This is a genomic window from Streptomyces sp. Ncost-T10-10d, from assembly GCF_900091955.1.
Classification (GTDB): Bacteria; Actinomycetota; Actinomycetes; order Streptomycetales; family Streptomycetaceae; genus Streptomyces.
Genome location: NZ_FMDF01000168.1, coordinates 69,438 through 90,023, shown reverse-complemented (window position 1 = coordinate 90,023; position 20,586 = coordinate 69,438). Strand labels below are relative to the sequence as shown.

At 69.5% G+C, this 20,586-nt stretch carries 21 protein-coding genes and 3 pseudogenes; 12 read left to right on the top strand and 12 right to left on the bottom strand.

Annotation, left to right across the window (positions count from 1 at the left end):
• Positions 1-105 precede the first annotated feature (105 nt).
• From GA0115254_RS30600 to GA0115254_RS30590, 3 genes are all read right to left on the bottom strand, one after another.
• Complete coding sequence (locus GA0115254_RS30600; RefSeq protein ID WP_093898514.1) at positions 106-1,296, bottom strand: DUF5667 domain-containing protein; 1,191 nt, start codon at positions 1,294-1,296, stop codon at positions 106-108.
• Positions 1,297-1,521: 225 nt separating this feature from the next.
• Entirely contained in the window at positions 1,522-2,298 is a 777-nt protein-coding gene (locus GA0115254_RS30595) for an ECF subfamily RNA polymerase sigma factor, BldN family (protein WP_030928170.1), read from the bottom strand.
• A gap of 367 nt (positions 2,299-2,665) precedes the next feature.
• Positions 2,666-3,619, bottom strand: a complete 954-nt coding sequence (locus GA0115254_RS30590; RefSeq protein WP_093898513.1) for an HAD family hydrolase — start codon at positions 3,617-3,619, stop codon at positions 2,666-2,668.
• 171 nt (positions 3,620-3,790) lie between these two features.
• On the opposite strand from GA0115254_RS30590, the gene GA0115254_RS30585 reads away from it, so the two are divergent.
• The 7 genes and pseudogenes from GA0115254_RS30585 to GA0115254_RS30555 all read left to right on the top strand — a co-directional run bounded on the left by GA0115254_RS30585 (position 3,791) and on the right by GA0115254_RS30555 (position 13,608).
• Positions 3,791-4,066 carry a glutaredoxin family protein gene (locus tag GA0115254_RS30585; protein WP_093898512.1) on the top strand — a complete coding sequence of 92 codons (276 nt, stop codon included), beginning with the start codon at positions 3,791-3,793 and terminating at the stop codon, positions 4,064-4,066.
• Positions 4,067-4,338: 272 nt separating this feature from the next.
• Positions 4,339-5,106: a redox-sensing transcriptional repressor Rex gene (locus GA0115254_RS30580; RefSeq protein ID WP_093898511.1), complete on the top strand. Its 768-nt coding sequence runs from the start codon at positions 4,339-4,341 to the stop codon at positions 5,104-5,106.
• Positions 5,103-6,595 (top strand): annotated as a pseudogene (locus GA0115254_RS30575) (glutamyl-tRNA reductase). The gene GA0115254_RS30580 and the pseudogene GA0115254_RS30575 overlap by 4 nt, the downstream one beginning before the upstream one ends.
• Positions 6,592-7,578, top strand: coding sequence for a hydroxymethylbilane synthase (hemC, locus tag GA0115254_RS30570; protein ID WP_093898510.1), 987 nt, complete (start codon positions 6,592-6,594; stop codon positions 7,576-7,578). The pseudogene GA0115254_RS30575 and the gene hemC overlap by 4 nt, the downstream one beginning before the upstream one ends.
• Positions 7,575-9,245, top strand: coding sequence for a bifunctional uroporphyrinogen-III C-methyltransferase/uroporphyrinogen-III synthase (locus tag GA0115254_RS30565; protein ID WP_093898509.1), 1,671 nt, complete (start codon positions 7,575-7,577; stop codon positions 9,243-9,245). Before hemC ends, GA0115254_RS30565 begins: the two co-directional genes overlap by 4 nt.
• A 130-nt stretch (positions 9,246-9,375) precedes the next feature.
• Positions 9,376-10,374: a porphobilinogen synthase gene (hemB, locus tag GA0115254_RS30560; protein ID WP_176740364.1), complete on the top strand. Its 999-nt coding sequence runs from the start codon at positions 9,376-9,378 to the stop codon at positions 10,372-10,374.
• Positions 10,375-10,758: 384 nt separating this feature from the next.
• Positions 10,759-13,608, top strand: coding sequence for a PDZ domain-containing protein (locus tag GA0115254_RS30555; RefSeq protein ID WP_093898508.1), 2,850 nt, complete (start codon positions 10,759-10,761; stop codon positions 13,606-13,608).
• On the opposite strand, the gene GA0115254_RS30550 is transcribed toward GA0115254_RS30555, so the two are convergent.
• From GA0115254_RS30550 to GA0115254_RS30540, 4 genes are read right to left on the bottom strand one after another with little or no spacing between them, the layout of a single operon-like run.
• Positions 13,559-13,957 (bottom strand): HEAT repeat domain-containing protein, encoded by a 399-nt coding sequence (locus GA0115254_RS30550; protein ID WP_370740969.1) that lies wholly within the window; start codon positions 13,955-13,957, stop codon positions 13,559-13,561. The two genes, GA0115254_RS30555 and GA0115254_RS30550, sit on opposite strands and share 50 nt — an antisense overlap.
• Complete coding sequence (locus tag GA0115254_RS47905; RefSeq protein WP_370740968.1) at positions 13,906-14,151, bottom strand: hypothetical protein; 246 nt, start codon at positions 14,149-14,151, stop codon at positions 13,906-13,908. Before GA0115254_RS47905 ends, GA0115254_RS30550 begins: the two co-directional genes overlap by 52 nt.
• A 14-nt stretch (positions 14,152-14,165) precedes the next feature.
• A complete protein-coding gene (locus GA0115254_RS30545) occupies positions 14,166-14,510 on the bottom strand; it encodes a DUF983 domain-containing protein (RefSeq protein ID WP_093898507.1) in 345 nt (114 codons plus the stop codon).
• 48 nt (positions 14,511-14,558) lie between these two features.
• A complete protein-coding gene (locus GA0115254_RS30540; RefSeq protein WP_093898506.1) occupies positions 14,559-15,347 on the bottom strand; it encodes a DUF4253 domain-containing protein in 789 nt (262 codons plus the stop codon).
• Between the two features lie 166 nt (positions 15,348-15,513).
• Here GA0115254_RS30540 and GA0115254_RS30535 point away from each other — a divergent pair, with 166 nt between their 5' ends.
• The 4 genes and pseudogenes from GA0115254_RS30535 to GA0115254_RS47900 all read left to right on the top strand — a co-directional run.
• Complete coding sequence (locus tag GA0115254_RS30535; protein WP_141720941.1) at positions 15,514-16,029, top strand: hypothetical protein; 516 nt, start codon at positions 15,514-15,516, stop codon at positions 16,027-16,029.
• Between the two features lie 81 nt (positions 16,030-16,110).
• On the top strand, positions 16,111-16,257 hold the full coding sequence (locus GA0115254_RS44805) for a hypothetical protein (protein ID WP_176740363.1): 147 nt from the start codon (positions 16,111-16,113) through the stop codon (positions 16,255-16,257).
• A 200-nt stretch (positions 16,258-16,457) separates the two neighbouring features.
• On the top strand, positions 16,458-17,132 hold the full coding sequence (locus GA0115254_RS30530; RefSeq protein ID WP_093898504.1) for a DUF4232 domain-containing protein: 675 nt from the start codon (positions 16,458-16,460) through the stop codon (positions 17,130-17,132).
• A gap of 17 nt (positions 17,133-17,149) precedes the next feature.
• Positions 17,150-17,281, top strand: a pseudogene (locus GA0115254_RS47900) (transposase); the annotation flags it as partial.
• A 30-nt stretch (positions 17,282-17,311) separates the two neighbouring features.
• Here the strand turns inward: GA0115254_RS47900 and GA0115254_RS47895 are convergent.
• From GA0115254_RS47895 to GA0115254_RS30510, 4 genes and pseudogenes are all read right to left on the bottom strand, one after another.
• Positions 17,312-17,443, bottom strand: a pseudogene (locus GA0115254_RS47895) (transposase); the annotation flags it as partial.
• 42 nt (positions 17,444-17,485) lie between these two features.
• A complete protein-coding gene (locus GA0115254_RS30520) occupies positions 17,486-18,151 on the bottom strand; it encodes a maltokinase N-terminal cap-like domain-containing protein (protein WP_093898502.1) in 666 nt (221 codons plus the stop codon).
• 23 nt (positions 18,152-18,174) lie between these two features.
• Entirely contained in the window at positions 18,175-18,426 is a 252-nt protein-coding gene (locus GA0115254_RS30515; protein WP_093898501.1) for a DUF397 domain-containing protein, read from the bottom strand.
• Entirely contained in the window at positions 18,423-19,208 is a 786-nt protein-coding gene (locus tag GA0115254_RS30510) for a helix-turn-helix domain-containing protein (protein WP_093898500.1), read from the bottom strand. Before GA0115254_RS30510 ends, GA0115254_RS30515 begins: the two co-directional genes overlap by 4 nt.
• A 151-nt stretch (positions 19,209-19,359) precedes the next feature.
• Between GA0115254_RS30510 and GA0115254_RS30505 the strand changes: the two genes are divergently transcribed.
• Entirely contained in the window at positions 19,360-19,755 is a 396-nt protein-coding gene (locus GA0115254_RS30505; protein WP_093898499.1) for an ATP-binding protein, read from the top strand.
• A gap of 76 nt (positions 19,756-19,831) precedes the next feature.
• Here the strand turns inward: GA0115254_RS30505 and GA0115254_RS30500 are convergent, their stop codons facing one another.
• Positions 19,832-20,572 (bottom strand): hypothetical protein, encoded by a 741-nt coding sequence (locus tag GA0115254_RS30500; RefSeq protein WP_141720940.1) that lies wholly within the window; start codon positions 20,570-20,572, stop codon positions 19,832-19,834.
• Between the last annotated feature and the right edge of the window lie 14 nt (positions 20,573-20,586).

The window sequence follows — 20,586 nt, the reverse complement described above, 5'->3', positions numbered from 1 at the left end:
GGTGCGCGCGAGGAGTGCCGGGGGCGCCATCCGGTGGGCGCTGTGTCCTCAGACGTCGGACGGGCTCGATGGTGCCGAATGCCCGTCCGACGCCTGAGGGTTGCGCTAGTCGTTCAGGTCCTCGCCGTTGATTCCCAGGCCGGGGAGCAGGCCGGGGAGGAGCGGGGGCAGGGTTACGTCCGGGGTGGGCGGGGGGCTGGACCGGCCGTCGGTGGACGGGGCGGTGCCTGAAGGCGAGGTACCGAGAAGGCCGTCCGTGCCGCCGGTGATCAGGCCGTCGGACGGGGTGCTGCCGGGGTCGGACGGTCGGGGCGAGGCGCTGCCGCCCGTACGGCTCTGTGAGGCCTCCGGTGACGAGGGCGAGGACTGGTCCGTATGGGACGGTCCCGTGCCCTGCTGCGTTTCGTCCGACTGCCGGGAACCGCTGCTCCTGTCCGGGGTGCGGGGCAGCAGCGACTGGAGCGGTTCGACCTCTTCGTCTATGGCGTCGAAGACCGAGCTGACCTGGTCGCCGACATCGGTCAGCTGTACGGGCAGCCGGTCGCGCAGGTTGCTCCAGCTGCCGCGGTGCGAGCGGGAGAAGGACTCCAGGGTCTGGATCGGGCCGATGGCGCCGTCCCGCTGGTAGGCGGAGTGGAGCAGACGGTGGCCCTCGGTGGCGTCGTGCGTCATGCCGTTGAGCGTGCGCCTGACTTCGCCGAGCTGCTCATGGTCCAGATCGCCGGAGCGGGCGCGTTCCATCAGCCGGTGGGCTTCACTGAGCCGGGTCGACGCCTGGTCGAGGTAGACCTCGCCGCGGTCGGCATCGCCGCTGGCCATGCCGAGGTGGAGGTCCTCCATGCCGCGCTTGAGCCCGTAGAGCGAATCACCCGGCAGGGCGTCGGAACTGGCAGCGGCCACTCCGCCGAAGGCTCCTGCCGCCACACCGACGGTGAGTCCGCCGGCCGCCAGACTCTTCGTCAAGCGTGAGCGCGGACGCAACTTCCGGAGCGGGGAGGCCCGGTGGGCCCCCTTGGTCCGTTGCTCGGGCACCGTAGGGCCCGTGGACGCACCGCCCTCGGCGAACATGGCTTCCATGGCGGCGACGAGCTGGGCTCGCTGCACCACTTTGACTTCGGGATCCAACTTCGGCCGCGGTAGCTCACCGAGGCCGTTCGCCAGGGCCAACAGCGTTCCGTGGTCGGCCGGTTCGGCCGGTTCCTCGGGCTGAACGGCCGCCGCACCGCGGAGCGACTGCTCCTCCAGGGCCTGGGCGAAGGCGTTCGCCCGCCGGTGTGCCGAAACGTTTGCGATCACTGGCGGCACCTCCTCTCGTCATGACGGTCGACTCCCCTGGGGGTCCGGATGGTTGCACACCTTGAGCGCTTCCACACGAAAGAGTGAGTGTCGGCGGACATGGGGTGACGACAGGGGGCCTGCAACCGGCACAACGAGGGGCTCGGCACTTGGGTTACGCACGAAGGATGATCGGACCAGTGCGTGACGAACATATCGCCGAGAGTGATTCGGCCGGGAGTGGGGTCAGCGGGCATCGTCCGGAAGGAGCCGGGCCAGGGTGCGGACGGCGCGGTACTGGAGGGTCTTGATCGCGCCCTCGTTCTTGCCCATGACCCGGGCGGTCTCGGCGACCGAGAGGCCCTGCAGGAAACGCAGGGTCACGCACTCCTGCTGCTGGGGGTTGAGCCGACGCACGGCCTGCAGCAGTGCGGCGTTGGAGAGAGACTCCAGGACGGAGTCCTCCGGGCTGCGCTCGACCTCGTTGGCGTCGAGCATTTCGCCGGTGGTCACCTCCAGCCGGAAACGGCTGGACTTGAAGTGGTCGGCCACCAGGTTGCGGGCGATCGTGACCAGCCAGGCACCGAAGTCGCGGCCCTGCCAGGTGAATGTGGAGATGCGGCGCAGGGCGCGCAGGAAGGTCTCACTCGTGAGGTCCTCCGCTGTCGCCTTGCCGCCCACGCGGTAGTAGATGTAGCGATAGACGGTGTCGCTGTACTGGTCGTAGAGGCGGCCGAAGGCGTCAGCCTCACCGGCCTGTGCGCGCTCGACGAGATCCATCATGCGCGCGCTGTCGCTGTCGGCGGTGGGCCGACGAACGGTGGACGTAGTAGTTGCGCCGCGGTTGCTGCGTCTTCCGACCGCCGCACCGCGTTCGGCCAGGGCATAGCAAGGGCCGACAGGTGCAGGGGTGGCAAATGCGGGTACGGCGTACGCGGTGGGGACGAAGCCGCGCAAGCGGTCGGCGACCGTTGCGCGCAGCGTAGCCAGGCCCGAGGCGTCAACCCCGACGTGTGGGTACACGGGACTCCCAGAGGCAGAGCTTCCATCACGTGCAGTGCGAAACCGTCACTCGTCGTAGTGAGTGGTGGGTTCCGGAATGCGTCTGAGGAGAATAACGCTTCGTACAGGCAGTGCTACACCCAGTTGCTAAAATCACCGATTACGTCGTTTCTGTAGCGACTAATCGATGCATCAAGTAGCACATCGTGACCGGATATTGATCGGATTACTTCGCGATCTGCCTGCGGGCGCGACGGGTTGTGGTCGGGTGCGAGCAATCCGACTGGCGGGAGCGGTCGGTGGGTAAGGGGTCCCGATTGGCGGCAGGCGTCCGGGCGTGGCTCGGCGGCCCCCGGCGGGATCGTGCGGGGGTGCGAACGGGTGTGCGTCAGCGGCGGCGGCGGTGCAGGGCGACGGCGGCCGCGGTGCCGCCCGCGAGGGCGCCCACGCCGGCCGCGGCCGGGATGCCGACCTTGGCCGCCTTGCGGCCCGTCCGGTAGTCCCGCAGCCGCCAGTCGAGCGCGCGGGCGTGTTTGCGGAGCTTGGCGTCCGGGTTGATCGCGTACGGGTGTCCGACCAGGGACAGCATCGGGATGTCGTTGTGCGAATCGCTGTACGCCGCACAGCGGTCGAGGTCCAGACCCTCGGCCGCCGCCAGGGCGCGGACCGCCTCGGCCTTCGCGGGGCCGTGCAGCGGCTCGCCGACCAGACGGCCGGTGTAGACGCCGTCGACGGATTCGGCGACCGTGCCGAGTGCGCCGGTCAGGCCGAGGCGGCGGGCGATGATCGTGGCGGTCTCCACCGGGGCGGCGGTGACCAGCCAGACCCGCTGCCCGGCGTCGAGGTGGGCCTGGGCGAGCGCACGGGTGCCGGGCCAGATCCGGTCGGCCATGTACTCGTCGTAGATCTCCTCGCCGATGGACATCAGCTCGGACACGCGGTGGCCCTTGACGATGGACAGGGCGCTGTCGCGGGCGTCCTGCATGTGTTCCGGGTCCTCGACGCCGGCCAGCCTGAACCAGGCCTGCTGCCAGGCGAACCTGGTCAGCTCGCGGCGCTGGAAGAACTTCCGCTTGTACAGGCCGCGGCCGAAGTGGAAGATCGCCGCGCCCTGCATCACGGTGTTGTCCAGGTCGAAGAAGGCGGCGGCCCGGTCGTCGCCGACGACGGGGAAGGGCGGTTCCTCGGTCGTGGCGAGGACAGAGGTGTCCTGTTCGGTGGCGGAGGACTGATCGTCGGGGAGGGAGGACTTCCGTGCTGCCTCAGCTGCTGCCTCGCCTGCCAGCACGCTCCGTGCTGTTGCGGGGCGCCTACGGGGTGTGAGCCATCCAAGAGCGGCCATGTCGTGAGCATAGCCAGTCGGTTCGGCCCTTCCCGACCTGCTGGGATGCCGTGCCGTGAACTCTCGGCTGCCGATTTGTTAAACGGGTGATTCGGGGCGTTTCGGATCAAGGGTGGGAGTGGCTCCCTTCCGGTTCGGAGGGCTGGTCGCATTCCGGCGCAGAATGAAGGCATGAGTGCCCTGCTGCGACGTACGAAGAAGAAGCCCGCGGACCGGGTGGTGACCCTGGTCGGGAAGCCCGGATGTCACCTCTGCGACGACGCGAGGGCGGTGGTGCGGGAGGTCTGTGCGGAGACCGGTGCGTCCTGGGAGGAGAGGGACATCACCCAGGACGAGGGGCTGCACCGGGAGTACTGGGAGCAGATCCCGGTTGTCCTGATTGATAACGAACAGCACACGTTCTGGAGGGTGGACCCGGTGAGGCTGCGCAAGGCGCTGCTTTCGTGAGGAAAACGCGGTTACCATCATGGGCGTTTTGAGTGCTCTCGGGGGAGTGGTTGTGAGGAGTGTGTACCGCTTTGCCCCCTTCGGGCCTGCAACGGGCTGATGCGATCCTTGGTTCCGGGATCGCGCGACGAATGTGCGTGACCCCGGTCACTTTGACCGGACAAAACGGACACTATCTTTGTGCACGCGTTCACAAAGACATAGCCTGCATTCGACGGGGCGGCCTTGGGACATACGGCCGCCTGCAGCCCCGCTCATCCCGCAGGAGCACCGTGGCAACTGGCCGAAATCACCGACCGGCGACCCGTAGCCGAGGAATTCCCGAGGCCACCGTCGCCCGACTTCCGCTGTACCTGCGCGCACTGACCGCGCTCTCCGAGCGCTCGGTCCCCACGGTCTCGTCCGAGGAGCTCGCCGCGGCGGCGGGGGTCAACTCTGCCAAGCTGCGCAAGGACTTCAGCTACCTCGGGTCCTACGGGACGCGTGGTGTCGGGTACGACGTCGAGTATCTCGTCTACCAGATCTCCCGCGAACTGGGGCTCACCCAGGACTGGCCGGTCGTGATCGTCGGTATCGGTAACCTCGGTGCCGCGCTCGCCAACTACGGCGGCTTCGCCTCCCGTGGTTTCCGGGTCGCCGCACTGATCGACGCCGACCCCGCGATGGCCGGAACGCCTGTCGCCGGGATTCCCGTGCAGCACGCCGACGAGCTGGAGAAGATCGTCGGTGACAACGGCGTGTCGATCGGTGTCATCTCGACCCCGGCCGGTGCGGCTCAGCAGGTCTGCGACCGGCTCGTCGCCGCAGGCGTCACCTCCATCCTGAACTTCGCGCCGACGGTGCTCTCCGTGCCCGACGGTGTCGACGTGCGCAAGGTCGACCTGTCCATCGAGCTTCAGATCCTCGCCTTCCACGAGCAGCGCAAGGCCGGCGAGGATGTCACCGAGGGCAGCCCGGACCCGGCCGCGCCGCCCGTGCGCGCGGCCGCCGGCGGCCGGAAGGGACCTGACGGGGACATGCCCGCCGTGATGCCGGCATGAGTCTTCTTGTCGTAGGGCTGAGCCACCGCAGTGCCCCCGTCTCCGTGCTGGAGCGGGCCTCGCTGGCTGCCGAGACGCAGGCCAAGCTCCTCCAGGACACCCTCGCCGCGGAGCCCGCGGCCGAGGCTGCCGTGCTGGCCACCTGCAACCGCATCGAGCTGTACGCCGACGTGGACAAGTTCCACGCGGGCGTCGCCGAGCTGTCCACGCTCCTCGCCCAGCACAGCGGTGTCGGGCTGGACGAGCTCACTCCGTATCTCTATGTGCACTACGAGGACCGGGCTGTCCACCACCTCTTCTCGGTGGCCTGCGGGCTGGACTCGATGGTCGTCGGCGAGGGCCAGATCCTCGGCCAGATCAAGGACGCGCTGGCGCTGGGGCAGGAGCTGCACACCGCCGGCCGGTTGCTGAACGACCTGTTCCAGCAGGCCCTGCGGGTCGGTAAGCGTGCCCACAGCGAGACCGGGATCGACCGGGCCGGGCAGTCGCTCGTCACCTTCGGTCTCGAGCAGCTCGCGGCCGGTGCGGATGTCGCCGACTGGGCCAGGGGCAAGCGTGCCCTGGTGATCGGCGCAGGCTCGATGTCCTCGCTGGCCGCCGCCACTCTGGCCCGTACCGGCGTCGCCGAGATCGTCGTCGCCAACCGGACCCGGGCCCGCGCCGACCGGCTCGTCGAGATCCTGGGCCAGCCCGGCGGTACGGGAGTGGCCGCTCACGCCGTGGAGATGGCCGCGGTCTCCGACGAACTGACACGTGCCGATGTCGTCGTCTCGTGCACCGGCGCGACGGGTCTCGTGCTGACCGCCGAGGCCGTCGCCGGAGCGCTCGGCCTGGCCTTCGACGCCGCGTACGAGGCGCCTGTCGCGTCCGTCCCCGCGCCGCCCGCCGCCCCGACCGGCACGCCGCCTGGGTGGAGAACGGCACCGCCGGTGCGGTGCGTCAGGCCGTCCGACGGGCCACCGTGCCCGCCCAGGGCGCCGGCCCCGTCCGCCTCGCCCTGCTCGACCTCGCCATGCCGCGCGACATCGACGGAGCCACCGCCCGTCTCGACGGGGTGCGCCTCGTCGACATCGAGTCGCTCGCCGAGGCGTCCGCGGACGCCCCGATGGCCGCTGATGTGGACCAGGTGCGCACCATCGTCGCCGACGAGGTCGCCGCCTTCGGCGCCGCCCAGCGCGCCGCCCACATCACCCCGACCGTCGTCGCCCTGCGCACGATGGCCGCCGGAGTGGTCGCGGGCGAGATCGCGCGGCTCGACGGACGCCTCCCCGACCTGGACGAGAAGCAGCGCGCCGAGATCACGCAGACCGTGCGCCGCGTCGTCGACAAGCTCCTGCACGCGCCCACCGTGCGGGTCAAGCAGCTCGCCAGCGAGCCCGGCGGCGCCGGGTACGCCGATGCGCTGCGGGAACTCTTCGACCTCGACCCGCAGACGGTCGCCGCCGTCTCCCGGGCAGACCTGAACGACCCGAATCGAGGGCGGTCATGACCGACAACTCACCCCTGGGCGCGGGGGCCACCGAGCCGCTGCGGCTGGGGACCCGGCGCAGCAAGCTCGCCATGGCGCAGTCCGGCCTCGTCGCCGACGCGGTCAGCGAGGTGACCGGGCGCGCCGTCGAGCTCGTCGAGATCACCACGTACGGCGACACCTCCCGGGAGCACCTCGCGCAGATCGGCGGCACCGGCGTGTTCGTCGCGGCGCTGCGTGACGCGCTGCTGCGCGGCGAGGTGGACTTCGCCGTCCACTCGCTCAAGGACCTGCCGACCACCCAGCCCGAGGGCCTCGTGCTGGCCGCCGTACCGGTGCGCGAGGACCCGCGCGACGTACTGGTGGCGCGGGACGGGCTGACCTTCGAGCAGCTGCCGTCCGGTGCGCGCATAGGCACCGGCTCGCCGCGCCGCATGGCGCAGCTCAACGCGTACGCCCGTAACCACGGCCTCGACATCGAGACCGTGCCGATCCGGGGGAACGTCGATACGCGTATCGGATTTGTACGAAGCGGGGAGCTGGACGCGGTGGTACTCGCCGCGGCCGGGCTCAGCCGCCTCGGTCGGATCGGTGAGGTGACCGACTTCCTGTCGGTCGACACCGTCCTGCCCGCTCCCGGCCAGGGAGCACTGGCGATCGAATGCGCTGCGACCAGCGCAGACCTCGCCGCCGCGCTCGCCGAGCTCGACGACCCGTACTCCCGGGCCGCCGTGACCGCCGAGCGTGCCCTGCTCGCCGCCCTGGAGGCCGGTTGCTCCGCACCTGTGGGTGCGCTGGCCGACCTCCTGGTCGACGGACAGGCTGTCAACGAACTGCGCCTGCGCGGTGTCGTCGGTTCCACCGACGGTTCCTCGCTGGTACAGATGTCCACCACCGGTCCCGTCCCCACGTCGCACGACGACGCGGCGGCCCTCGGTCGCGAACTCGCGGCCGAGATGCTCGCCAAGGGTGCGGCCGGTCTTATGGGGGAGCGAGCACTTTGAGCCCCACCGGCCCCGCCGCATCCGACTTTCCGGCCCTGTCCGCACAAGGGCACGTCACCTTCCTCGGCGCCGGTCCCGGCGACCCGGGACTGCTGACTCTGCGCGCTGTCGAGGCGCTCGCGAGCGCGGACGTCCTTGTCGCCGAGCCGGACGTTCTCGGCGTTATTCGCTGCCATGCGCGGGCAGGCGTAAGCACGCCTGAGCTGGCGGTTGTTGACGCGCAGTCAACAGCCGCCGGTGTTCCCGTTCTCAGGGATGCGGCCAATCTTGTCATGGAGGCAGCCAAGGGCGGCAGGCGGGTCGTCCGTGCCGTTTCCGGCGACCCGGGACTGGACGGGAACGCCGGCGCCGAGATGCTCGCCTGCGCCACCGCCGGTGTCCCCTTCGAGGTCGTACCGGGTGTCGCCAACGTCGTGGGCGTGCCCGCGTACGCCGGTGTGCCGCTGCGTGACACGCAGGGCGCCGACATCCGGTTCGTCGACGCCCGTACCGCCTCGGACCGCTGCTGGACCGAGGTCGGCGCGAGCGATGCCACGGCCGTCATCTCGACGACGCTCGACTCGGTGGCCTCGGCCGCCGGTGAGCTGGTCTCGGCGGGCCGCAAGCCCGACACCCCACTGACCGTGACGGTGGCCGGTACGACCACCCGCCAGCGCACCTGGACGGCGACCCTCGGGACGATCGCCCAGGTCCTGAAGCAGGCGAAGGTCCTCCCGTCGCCGGAGGGGCACCAGCCCGTCATAGCCGTGGTCGGTGAGCGCAGCTCCGCCGCCCAGCGCGACCAGCTCGCGTGGTTCGAGTCCAAGCCGCTGTTCGGCTGGAAGGTGCTCGTCCCGCGTACCAAGGAGCAGTCCGCGTCGCTCTCCGACCAGCTTCGTTCGTACGGTGCCGTGCCGCACGAGGTTCCGACGATCGCCGTCGAGCCGCCGCGTACGCCCCAGCAGATGGAGCGCGCGGTCAAGGGTCTGGTCACGGGCCGCTACGAGTGGATCGCCTTCACCAGCGTGAACGCCGTGAAGGCCGTCCGGGAGAAGTTCGAGGAGTACGGGCTCGACGCCCGTGCCTTTGCCGGGATCAAGGTCGCGGCCGTCGGCGAGCAGACCGCCGCCGCGCTCGTCGATTTCGGTGTGAAGCCGGACCTGGTGCCGTCCGGTGAGCAGTCCGCCGCCGGTCTGCTGGAGGACTGGCCGCCGTACGACCCGGTCTTCGACCCGATCGACCGCGTCTTCCTGCCGCGCGCCGACATCGCCACCGAGACGCTGGTGGCCGGGCTCATCGAGCTGGGCTGGGAGGTCGACGACGTCACCGCGTACCGCACGGTCCGCGCCTCGCCGCCGCCCGCGGACACGCGTGAGGCCATCAAGGGCGGCGGCTTCGACGCGGTGCTCTTCACCTCGTCGTCGACCGTCCGGAACCTCGTCGGCATCGCGGGCAAGCCGCACAATGTGACGGTCATCGCGTGTATCGGCCCGGCGACGGCGAAGACCGCCGAGGAGCACGGTCTGCGCGTCGACGTCCTGTCGCCGGAGCCTTCGGTGCACAAGCTGGCCGAGGCCCTCGCCGAGTTCGGTGAGCGGCGCCGGGAGGCGGCGAAGGAGGCCGGTGACCCGGTGACGCGGCCGAGCGAGCGGCGCCCGGGGGCGCGGCGGCGTCGTACGACGACCTGACGTCTGTGACGTATGAGGACCGGGCGGTCCGGCTGCTTCGGTGGCCGGGCCGCCCGGTCCGTTTCCGCCCCTGCTTTTCCCGGCACGGGTGTCGGTAAGACGGTGATGTGTACGGGTCTAGTCTCGAAGCATGACTGTGTACGGAAACTTCCCCGGCTCCCGCCCCCGGCGGCTGCGGACGACCCCGACGATGCGGCGCATGGTCGCCGAGACACGGCTCGACCCGGCGAACCTGATCCTGCCCGCGTTCGTGCGCGAGGGCATCGACGCGCCCGTCGCCATCTCGGCCATGCCCGGCGTCCAGCAGCACACCCTGGACACCCTGCGGAAGGCCGCGGTCGATGCGGTGTCGGCCGGGGTCTCCGGGATCATGCTCTACGGCGTTCCCGCGGACGAGAAGAAGGACGCCCGGGGCACGGCGGGCACGGACCCGGACGGCATCCTCCAGGTCGGTCTGCGCGCGGTGCGCGAGGAGGTCGGTGACGATCTCGTCGTCATGTCGGACCTGTGCCTGGACGAGTACACCGACCACGGCCACTGCGGCGTCCTGACCGCCGACGGCCGCATCGACAACGACGCGACGCTGGAGCGGTACGCCGAGATGGCCCAGGTCCAGGCCGACGCGGGCGCCCATGTGGTCGGCCCCAGCGGCATGATGGACGGCCAGGTCGGTGTCACCCGCGATGCGCTCGACCAGGCGGGCCATGAGGACGTCTCGATCCTCGCCTACACCGCGAAGTACTCGTCGGCGTTCTACGGGCCGTTCCGCGAGGCCGTCGGCTCCTCGCTCAAGGGCGACCGCAAGACGTACCAGCAGGACCCGGCGAACGCCCGTGAGTCCCTGCGCGAGCTGGCGCTCGACCTCGAAGAGGGCGCCGACATGGTCATGGTCAAGCCGGCCGGACCGTACCTCGACGTCCTTGCCAAGGTCGCCGACTCGGTGGACGTGCCGGTCGCCGCGTACCAGGTCAGCGGTGAGTACGCGATGATCGAGGCCGCCGCGGAGAAGGGCTGGATCGACCGGGACGCGGCGATCATGGAGAGCCTGACCGGCATCCGCCGGGCCGGTGCGCAGATGATCCTGACGTACTGGGCGACGGAGGTCGCGCAGCGGCTGGGCGGTCGCTGAGCGTTGCCCGAGAGGTCCCGTCCGGTTGGGCGGGGCCCTGGGCGTCAGGCCCGCTCGGACCGGCGGCGGGCCGCCACGACCAGGCCGGTGCCCGCGGCGAGCACCGCGGCGGTGCCGATGCCCGGTGGGACCGTGCCGCTGCTGCCCGTCGAGGCCAGGTGCCGGGCGCCGAGTCTTCGGCCGCACTCGGCCGGTGAGCCCCCCGTCCGTCCCGATTCCGGGACGGACGGGGGGCTCTTTTTGACTCAACCCCTTGACGGTCATCCGATGTATTTATAGCTTTCGGCGCGACTGCCCCGTGCAACACGCAGAAGTTGGGCGCAAACATTGGATGCCTGACTTTCATGGAAGCCGACCCGATGTGACCGTCGATGAGGAGTGCCGATGCGCACTGTCCCAGGTTCCCGCTCTCGCCGCCGAAGCCCGGCCTCAGCGCTGACAGCCGTCGTGGCCACCGCCGCGCTGGGCGCCGGGCTGGCCGTACTGCCTGCCGGGCCTGCCGCCGCCGGAAGCCGTGGTGATGAGGCAGTCACCTTTCATGTCTCGCCCCACGGCGATGACCGGGCCAAGGGCTCGGCGGCGAAGCCGTTCCGGACACTGGAGCGAGCTCAGGAGGCCGTCCGTACGTCATTGCGCAAAGGTGTGCGGGAGAGGAGACCGGTCGATGTCGTGGTGCACGGTGGTACGTACCGGCTGCGGTCCACGCTGGAATTCACCGCCGCCGACTCCGGTACCGCCAAGGCTCCGGTCCGTTACGTCGCCGCGCCCGGCGAGCACGTCGTGCTCAGCGGTGGCCGTGCACTCGCACCTCGTTGGAGGTCCTACTCCGGCACGGTCAAGGTTGCCGACATCGGGGCCGGCCTCGACTTCGACGGCCTCTTCCTCGACGGACAGCGGCAGACGCTCGCCCGCTACCCCGACCACGATCCGAGCACGACGATCCTCGGCGGCTACGCGGCGGACGCCATCTCCGCCCAGCGCGTGGCCCGTTGGAAGAATCCGACGACAGCGCTCGTGCGCGGTCTGCACGACGGCATGTGGGGCGGGAACTCCTTCAAGGTCACCGGCGTGAAGGCGGACGGCACGCCTGAGCTGGCGTGGGTCGGCGACAACAACCGGGGCAGCGGCCTGCACAGCACGTACCGCATGGTCGAGAACGTCTTCGAGGAGCTCGACGCCCCCGGCGAGTGGTTCTACGACAAGCCCGCCGGGAAGCTCTACTTCTATCCTCCCGCGGGCGTCGATCCCGCCGGGGCCCGCGTCGAGACGGCCGAGCAGAACGAACTGATCCGGGTGGCGGGCAAGGGGCCGGACGACGCCGTCCGCCATCTGACCCTCTCCGGCTTCACCTTCACCCAGACCCACCGCACGCTCTTCAACACGCCGTACGAGAAGCTCCAGCTCGGGGACTGGGCCCTTGCGCGAGCGGCAGCGGTCCATCTGAAGAACACCGAGAACGTCTCCGTACGCGACTCACACTTCGACCAGCTCGGCGGCAACGCGCTCCTGGTCGACGGGTACAACAACCACGACGTCGTCTCGGGCAATGAGTTCAGCCACTCGGGGGCCTCCGACGTCGCGGTCATCGGCAACCCGGACGCGGTCCGCGAGCCTTCCACCTGGGACAGTATGCGCAGGACCATCAGCGACACCCGGCCCGGACCGAAGACCGAGAACTACCCCCGTGACATCAGCGTCCGCGACAACTACATGCACGACAACGGGCAGTTCGAGAAGCAGACCTCCGGCGTGCAGATATCGATGAGCCGCCGCGTCACCGTGGACGGCAACACCATCCACGACGGTCCCCGCGCGTGCGTCGACATCAACGACGGTACGTGGGGCGGCCACCTCATCGAGAACAACGACATCTTCAACTGCGTCAAGGAGACGTCCGACCACGGCCCCTTCAACTCCTGGGGCCGGGACCGCTTCTGGCCGCTGTCCGCCGACGACGCGACGAAGAAGTCGTACGCCAAGCTGGACGCGATGGAGACCACCGTCATCCGCCACAACCGGATCCGGCACTCCTCGCACTGGGACATCGACCTCGACGACGGCAGCTCGAACTACCTCATCGAGGACAACCTGCTGCTCAACGGCGGGGTCAAGCTCCGCGAAGGCTTTCACCGGACCGTACGCAACAACGTCTTCGTCAACGGCGGCGCGCACTTCCACGTCTGGTTCGCGGACAGCGGCGACGTCGTCGAGAAGAACGTCTTCGTCACCGACACCCCCTACAGCCTGATTCAGGTCGACATGGCCAGAAGCAAGCCCGTCATCAATGACAACCTGTTCTGGAACGACGGCGGGGCCGTCCAGGGCCTCAACGACGCCTGGCGGGCGAACGGGCTGGACACCCGCTCAGTGATCGCCGACCCGAAGTTCGCGGGCGCCTCCCCGTTCGCCGACCCGGCCAAGCTCGACTACACCGTCCAGCCCGACTCACCCGCCCTGGCACTCGGCTTCCACAACATCGCGATGGACGGTTTCGGCAAGGCCGGATCCCCCACCCCGCCCCCGCTCACCTGGCCCACGGAGGCTCCTGACACCGACACCCTGGACGCCCTTCCGGAACCGCTGCTCGGCGTTCCGGTGACACGGATCTACTCCGACGCGATCAAGTCCGCCACCGGACTGACCGACACCGACGGCCTGCATCTCGCCTCCGTTCCGAGCACCTCGGAGGCGTACCGGCAGGGGCTGCGCGCCAATGACGTCATCCGGGAGATCGACGGCCGGCCGGTCACCGACCGCGACAGCTTCTGGCTCGCGTACAACCAGACCGCCCCCGGAGCCGATGTCACGCTGAAGGTCTGGCGGAATCAGTCGTCCGCCCAGGTGACCCTGCGCAAGCCCACCGGAGTCCAGCAGATCAACAACACCTCCGGCGTCGTCTACACCGGCACCGGCTGGGACTGGAAGAACAGGTTCCGGGGCGGCGCGGGCGGCTGGGCCGACGATGTGCACGCCACCCAGGGCAAGGGGGACTCCTTCGAGCTCGCCTTCAACGGGACCGCGATCGATCTCATCACCCAGGTCAACACCGATGAGGGCGAGGTCGAGCTCTTCATCGACGGCCGGTCCGTGGGCACGATCGACAACTACAACGCCACGCGCGTGCATCAGAAGACCGTCTTCAGCCGGACCGGGCTGGCCCCAGGTGTGCACACCCTCAGGGGTGTCATGAAGACGGGCGACTACCTGATCGTGGACAGTTTCCGGATTCAGTAGCCGGAGAGAGGGGGCTCGGGGCCGGAGTGTCCGGGTTCCGGCCCCACGCCGTCAGGATGCGGGCCGCCGCCCGGCCGAGGCCGGGGTCCTGGACGAGGGCGCGCAGTACGTCGGTACGGGCATCGCTCGGGCCCACCTCCTCGACGGCGGCCAGGGCGTTGTCCCGTACGAGGGGCTCCTCGTCGGACCGCAGGGCGGTGGTCAGGGCCTGGTCGACCGCCGGGTCGTCGGCGTAGGGGCCGAGAGCCCCGGCCGCATACTCGCGGACCAGGTCCTCCTCGGGGTCATGCAGTGCGGTCAGCAAGCCCCGGCCCGCGGCGCGGCGGGTGGCCGGGTCGTCCGGGGCCACAGACGGAGGATCGTGGCGGCCTCGACGCGGGCGAGGTCGTACTCCCCCGGGTCGGCGACGACCGCGATCAGGAAGGGCAGCGCGTCGGGGACATCGTCCAGTTCCGCGACGATCTCGCGCTTGCGGTCGTCGGCGGCGGGCAGGGCGCGGAACTCCTCGACGAGGCGGTCGAGGTCCTCGACCGTTCGGTTCATGCCGGTGCTTTCTGTCAGGGCCAGTCGACCAGGGCCATGAACATCACCCACGCGAAGAAAACAGTTCCGGGTGCGGACACGGCGAGGGCGACACCGGCCGGAGGCTTGCGACGGCAGAACACCCAGCTCGCCACCAGTACGACGAGTGCCAGAACCAGACCGCAGCAGAGAACGGTCCAGGCGGGACCGAAGCTGCTGTCGAACCGGTCGGAATCGGCCTGCGAGCAGGAGTCGCAGGCCATCGGCGAGACCCCGCCGAAAACCAGGGCGAAGAACGCGAGCGGCAGCGTCACGATCGTGGAGATCAGCGACGCGATCCAGGCACGCTGGGGACGGGCGTTCATGACGTCTTCGGGCATGCGTACGAGTCAACTCGACGTCAGGGAAGCCCGCATGAGTTGTCGTACTCAGTCCCACCAGAACGACCAGATCTCCTGGTTCAGCAGCCGCTTCTCGGCATAGACGTCCAGGTCGTACGGCGGGTTCTGGTTGATGTTGTCCGGGCAGAACGCGAAGTGCTCGGCGGCCAGCGCCCGCGCCTCGGCCACGGTGGTGGGCGGACGCGCGACCGATACGGTCAGGGTGTCGAAGCCCAGCACCACGACCCGTATGCCGAAGCGGTCCTCCCAGGAGCGGAGCACCGCGCAGAGCCGGGCCACGTCGTCCTCGTAGTTCACCGGTCCCGACCAGCCGATCGCCGCCGGGATGTCCGCACTGCGGCGAGCCGGGACGAGCGCCGCCCGCGTACCGGGGTACCAGCCGTCCGGGCCGGTGCACTCGTCCGCTATCGCGGCCGCCAGATCGTCCGGCTTGTCGGGCCCGTCGGCAGCCGGGGAGGGTGCCAGCCCCGGCCACTCGTCGGCGGCGTCGAGCTCGTCGGGTGCGCAATCCGCCCAGTACTCGCCGAGCACCTCCTCGGCGTCGTGGTCGCCGGGGTACGACGCACTGTCCGGCATGAGATCCCAGGTCTCGGGCCACTGGTCGCGCCTCCCGCCGTCGATCAGCACGGGGAGCAGCCCGACCGGCCGTCCTGCGGCGCGCATTTCGGCCCATGTCCCGGGGGAGGCGGGCTCGTCGGCGTACCAGAGCAGCGGCTCGTGCCACGGCCCGTCGATCGTCGCGTCGACCAGTGCACCGGGCGGTAGTTGGACCCCGGAGGTGGCCAGTGAAGGAAGCGGATTCGGGAGCGTCGCCATGTCCGCGACTCTAGACGCGGCCACTGACAGCGGCCGGGCTGCGGGCGGCCTCCGGACTCCCGCAGTCCCCTATGGCCGCCAGGCCGCATCGTTCAGACCACCCGATTCCGGCCCCGTGTTGTAATCCTCCAAAAGGCGCTGGGGAGGGCCGATGAGGGGACGGGGCGTGGCTGCTCGGGTTGGACGTGCCGCTGGGATGCTCGTGATGGCGGTGAGCCTGTCGTCGGCCGGTTGCGCCGACACGGGTAGCGGTGGCGGTGGTGGGAGCAAGGAGCGTGCGGCGGCTGCGATCGAGGCCGCGCGGGCCTTCCAGCATGCCTCGGTGGATCAGGACTGGGAGGCCGCCTGCGAAGCCCGGACCGAACGCCTGCGGCAGAGTTTGGGGGCGGACACTGTCGCCGAGTGCGTCGAAATCACTGGTTTGCCCCGGCTCGGCGACTACTCGGACGCGCGGGTGAGCACCGGTGAGGCGGTCGAGGTCTCGGCCTTCGGTCCGCACCCGGCGGGAATCGGACTGCGGGTGACCTTGGCGACCGGTACAGGGAATTTCGGCACCGTTCACACCGCGCTGCGGCTCGTTCCCGGCGAACAGGGTGCGTGGCTCGTCGATCAGACGGCCAACCTGGTCGACACCGAGGGCACGGACGCCGAGGCCGTGCGGGCCGCACTTGAGCGCAAGTGAGCCAGGCCCCGTCTGTAAACGGGTCTCGCCCAGAGCAGGATCGACGCCAGGCTGACCACCGCTTCGTAGGAGGTGGCGGTCTTGTCGTACCTCTACTGCGCCCATGTGCCGCTCCACGTGGACCGGTCCCTGGCATACGCGCCCGGCGGGAGCCGCGATCCCGCACTGGACGAGGCCCGCGACGTGATGAACGAGTGGCAGGAAACCCTTCGTCGATCAGCCCTGTGACTGAGGATCTTGAAACTTGAGGCCGCCCGGCTGCCGCATACGGTTGCTTGCTTTTCGGCAATTACGGGACAGCTCTTGGGCGGACCGAGAGGCCAATGCGCCTGTGACAGAACGAAGACGTCGCGGAGGACCGCCTGTGACTCGGTGCGAGATACAAATACTTCCGACCACATGCACCGCGCTATTCCTGGGGGAACACCGTGAAGTACACCCGTATCGCCGCTCTCGCTGCCATCGGCGTCGCCGCCACTCTCTCGCTCACCGCCTGTGGCAGCGACAGCTCCGGGAAGGACTCGTCCTCCGAGGGCTCCTCGTCCTCGTCCTCGTCTTCTTCGTCCTCGGACAGTGGCTCGAAGTCGGAGGGCGGCTCGGGCTCCGGCGGCTCGGAGGCCGGCAACGCGAAGGCGGGCTCCGGTGAGGACACCAAGTCAGAGGCAGCCTCGAACGGCGCGACGAAGACCAGCGCCAAGATCACGTTCTGCAAGACGGAAGACCTGGCCATCGACGCCAGGGACGCCGCGCCCGACAAGGATTCCGGCCGGATCGACATCACCATGATCAACCGCGGTTCGACCACCTGCTCGGCCACGGGCTTCGCGGGCGTCGACATCAAGGACGCCGACCACACCTCGAACCCCATCGAGCGCGGCCACGCCCAGCCGCGTATCACCACCCTGAAGCCCGGCGACGCCGCCGTCTTCAACCTCGCCTACGACATCGACAACACCGGCAAGAGCCTCGCGTCCCCGACCAACATCCTGGTGACGCCCCCGAACGAGGCCCACACCGTGAACCTGAAGTGGCCCGCGGGCGCAGGGGACATCAAGGGCGCCTACACCGACGTCGAGGTCTACCCCACGCACACGACCGAGTAGGGGTGGTGTGCACGGCCGACACCGCCACCGTCGCCGCCCGGCAGCTGCACGAACCCGTCGAGCGATTGATCACGGCGGGGCAGCGGCAGACGGGGGACCCGGACATCCTCGTCGTCGCGGACGCCGGTTACGACGCGCCCCGCATCGGCCTGGGACATCAGAGCGGTGAACACCCGCTCCCAGATGCCGTTGGTGGCCCACATCCGCAGCCGGTTGCAGACGCCCCGCCAGGTGCCGCACCTCCCGGGCACGTGCACCCACTGTGATCCGGTACGGAACGTGAAGGCGTTCGCATCGATGACCTCACGGTGGTCCTGCCACCGGCCATCCCGCTGGAGGCACGACGGTTCGGACTACGGGTGTGCGTGGACGACGACGAACGCGGTGCGTGCCGCAGTACCGTCGGGCAGCGGCACGTCCGCGGTGACGTGACCGAGTGCTTGCTCGTCGGTGTCCTGACCGGGCTGGAGAACGCGGTTGATGTGGATGGCCAGCCGGCGCCCGTCCGCCGCCGTTTTCACGATGAGGTTCGTACCGCCCGGGTCGTCGGTCGCGGCCGTGTCGGCAATCGCCGCCGTGGCGCCGGTCTCCGCGAACCAACCGGTGACGGACGGGTCGGGGGTGTCGCTCGTGCTCTGCATCTGTGGCTCGGCCTCGCCGACGATCAGTGCGAACAGCTGGGCGACGAGGACCGGGTCACGCGTCCCGTCGTACACCCAACGCTGCCCCAGCACTCCGTGCTCCGTCGTGCCGATGAGTGCTTCGTCGGCGCCCGCGATCGGGGCGCCACGGTAGCTGAACGGCACCTGGTACGTGATCGGTTGGTCCCCCGAGGAGTCGGTGACCGCCATGAATTCGATGCCGACTTCGCCCTCCGGGTCGTCCAGCCGGAACCCGCCGGTCCTGGCCAGCTCCGGCTGCTGCCCCGCCTTGCCGCGGTACCAGGGCTGCGCGGGCAGCCAGGAGGAGAGGAGTTCCAGTTTGGTGGGCGTCAGTGTGGTGTGGTGGATGACAGCCATGCGGTGGTGTCCCTCCCGTGGGCTCAGACGAGTCGCCGGTCGGCGGCGAAGCCGGCGAAGGCCGTCCAGGTGGTGGGCGCGACGGTGAGAGTGGGGCCGTCGGGGTTCTTGGAGTCGCGGACGTGGATGGCGGTGGGGTGGGCGGCGACCTCGACGCATTCGCCACCTTCGCTGCCGCTGTAGCTGGACTTGCGCCATTCGTAGGCGACTTCGAGGCATGCGCCGCCTTCGCTGCCGCTGTAGCTGGACTTGAACCACTCACGTGCAGTGCTCATTGCTCTCCCAGCAGACGGTCCAACAGGCCCAGGGTGTCTTCGGGGCTGAGGGCCTGGGCTCGCAGCATCGCATATTTCTGGGCGAGGATGCTGACCTCGTCGGGGTCCGAGACGAGCAGGCTGCCGCGTTGTGTTTCGGAATAAGCGACGTGCTGGTAGTCCGGTGTCTCCAGCAGGATGAAGGGGCCGTCGAGTCCGGCGTGGGTCCGGCTGTTCAGCGGCAGGGCCTGGATGCAGATGCCGGGGAGCGTGGCGCACGCCCGCAGGTGGCGCAGCTGCTCCGCATGCCCATCGTCGTCCAGGAGTTGGAGCATCAGGACCGGTTCCCAGACGACGAAGCTGATGGTCGGGGGCGTGGTGCGGTGCAGGATTTCCTGGCGCTTGAGGCGCCCCGTGGTCTGGACGGCGATCTCGTCCTCGCTGAAGACGGGAACGCGGTTGCGGAAGACGGCCCGTGCGTACGGCTCCGTCTGGAGGAGCCCGGGGAGCACCTGGTTGTCGTACCAGGACAGGGCCAGGGCTTCGCGCTCCAGGTCCAGGTACTCCTCGACCCACGCCGGGATCAGATCCACCTCCGGCATGTTCCCCACCGCCGTCTCCAGTGCCCCCTTCGTCTCCAGTAACCGGTCCAACCTGCAGGCCAGTTCCGGCAGCAGCGCGCGTCTGCCCTGTTCGATGGAGGCGATCGTCTCCACCTGGTGGCCGACCCGGTCCGCGAGTTGGGCCTGGGTCAGGCCGGCCGCAGTGCGGAACACGCCGACCAGCTTGCCCACGAGTTTCATCGCCGACGCGTTCTTGCGCTGCCGTTTCCTGGGGTGCATACGGATCGAACTCCCACCTACGTGCGTACGTCACGCGCGCACGGCCCGTACAAGAAATCTGTACGAGTGCGCATACTGCGGCAGCGTAGTCACGGAGTGTGACTCTCGTCCCATGAACGAGACGATGCAACTCTCGCTGCTGCGTGAGCGGTTCTACCGGCGTGAGCGCCGATCGGTGCCTGCCGCCCGGGAGTTCGTACGAGGTGCTGTCACCGACTGGGGGTTCGGTGCGCGGCTGGATGACGTACTGCTGTGTGTGAGCGAGCTGGCCACCAATGCTCTGGTGCACGGGGTGCCGCCGGGGCGGGGGTATCGGGTGCGGCTGCTGCTGCGTGAAGAGGGGAAGTTGCTGCGGGTCGAGGTCCACGACAGCGGGGGTGGGCAGCCGGGCGTGCGGGAGCCGGACGGGGAGTCGGGGCGCGGGCTGGTGATCGTGGTGGCGCTGGCGGATCTATGGGGGGTCGGGGAGCGGAACCCGGGCAAGGTGGTGTGGTGCGAGTTCGGCTAGAGCCTGTCCGGGCGATCATGGGCTCCCGCCGCCCAGTCGGCGGGCTGACCTCTATGGGTCGGCCCGGTCTGACGACTCAGGAGTGACAGAGTAGGTCGAGGACGACGGCCTCGGCGTCGAGGCCGTCGAGATAGCGGTTGGCTTGTTCCCAGTAGCCGTCTGTGTCCGCGTCCATCCAGGCGCCATCAAGGGTGACCAGGGCGAAGCCGGGCACGGCGCACCGGACCGACCACAGCCGGGCTTCCTCGTGTTCCTGCGCGAAGTATGCGACCGGGTCGTTGAGCAGGAACGACGTGTCAAAGTGCGGGTCTCCCGCGACGGCCCGCTGGGCCACGTCCTGCACCAGCGGCTGGGCCAGATGCTCCTTTCTGGCGTCTGCCAGGGAGTACCTTTCAGGATCGGCTTCGTGGCGAGCGAGGAAGTCGGCGAGCGGGCGGGCCGGCGGGTGTATAGCAGTCAGCTCGGTCCAAGCGGCGAGCAGGGCGTCATGCGTGCGCGCCGCTCGTTTTCGCATACCGTCGAAGTCGAGCAGACCCCGAGGCCCGCCGTAGCATTCCAGCGGCCCCAGGGCATCGAGCTTGGCCTTCCTGCGCGGCACGGTTGAGGCCGTGACGAGCCTGCGGTCGCCGTCGTGCGGAGGCAACACGAGGTAGGCGTTGCCCGCGCTGGAGTGGATGGCCCACCAGTCCCAGTGGCCGACCGGATTCCATTCCTCGGTGAGGTTGGCGTTGTAGGGCGCCATGGTGGCAGCTATCGCCTGTGGAACCTTCCGAGGCGCGGTCGGCGGCAGGCACACAGTGGCGAAGAATTTGGTCATGCCCGGGAGCGTAA

What these genes read in the sequence shown, in the direction of transcription:
- GA0115254_RS30585 (WP_093898512.1), top strand. Translation starts at nt 3,791, where the DNA reads ATGAGTGCCCTGCTGCGACGTACGAAGAAGAAGCCCGCGGACCGGGTG.
- GA0115254_RS30540 (WP_093898506.1), bottom strand. Translation starts at nt 15,347, where the DNA reads ATGGCGACGCTCCCGAATCCGCTTCCTTCACTGGCCACCTCCGGGGTC.
- hemC (WP_093898510.1), top strand. Translation starts at nt 6,592, where the DNA reads ATGACCGACAACTCACCCCTGGGCGCGGGGGCCACCGAGCCGCTGCGG.
- GA0115254_RS30590 (WP_093898513.1), bottom strand. Translation starts at nt 3,619, where the DNA reads ATGGCCGCTCTTGGATGGCTCACACCCCGTAGGCGCCCCGCAACAGCA.
- hemB (WP_176740364.1), top strand. Translation starts at nt 9,376, where the DNA reads ATGACTGTGTACGGAAACTTCCCCGGCTCCCGCCCCCGGCGGCTGCGG.
- GA0115254_RS47905 (WP_370740968.1), bottom strand. Translation starts at nt 14,151, where the DNA reads ATGAACCGAACGGTCGAGGACCTCGACCGCCTCGTCGAGGAGTTCCGC.
- GA0115254_RS30520 (WP_093898502.1), bottom strand. Translation starts at nt 18,151, where the DNA reads ATGGCTGTCATCCACCACACCACACTGACGCCCACCAAACTGGAACTC.
- GA0115254_RS30555 (WP_093898508.1), top strand. Translation starts at nt 10,759, where the DNA reads ATGCGCACTGTCCCAGGTTCCCGCTCTCGCCGCCGAAGCCCGGCCTCA.
- GA0115254_RS30500 (WP_141720940.1), bottom strand. Translation starts at nt 20,572, where the DNA reads ATGACCAAATTCTTCGCCACTGTGTGCCTGCCGCCGACCGCGCCTCGG.
- GA0115254_RS30510 (WP_093898500.1), bottom strand. Translation starts at nt 19,208, where the DNA reads ATGAAACTCGTGGGCAAGCTGGTCGGCGTGTTCCGCACTGCGGCCGGC.
- GA0115254_RS30515 (WP_093898501.1), bottom strand. Translation starts at nt 18,426, where the DNA reads ATGAGCACTGCACGTGAGTGGTTCAAGTCCAGCTACAGCGGCAGCGAA.
- GA0115254_RS30545 (WP_093898507.1), bottom strand. Translation starts at nt 14,510, where the DNA reads ATGCCCGAAGACGTCATGAACGCCCGTCCCCAGCGTGCCTGGATCGCG.
- GA0115254_RS30505 (WP_093898499.1), top strand. Translation starts at nt 19,360, where the DNA reads ATGAACGAGACGATGCAACTCTCGCTGCTGCGTGAGCGGTTCTACCGG.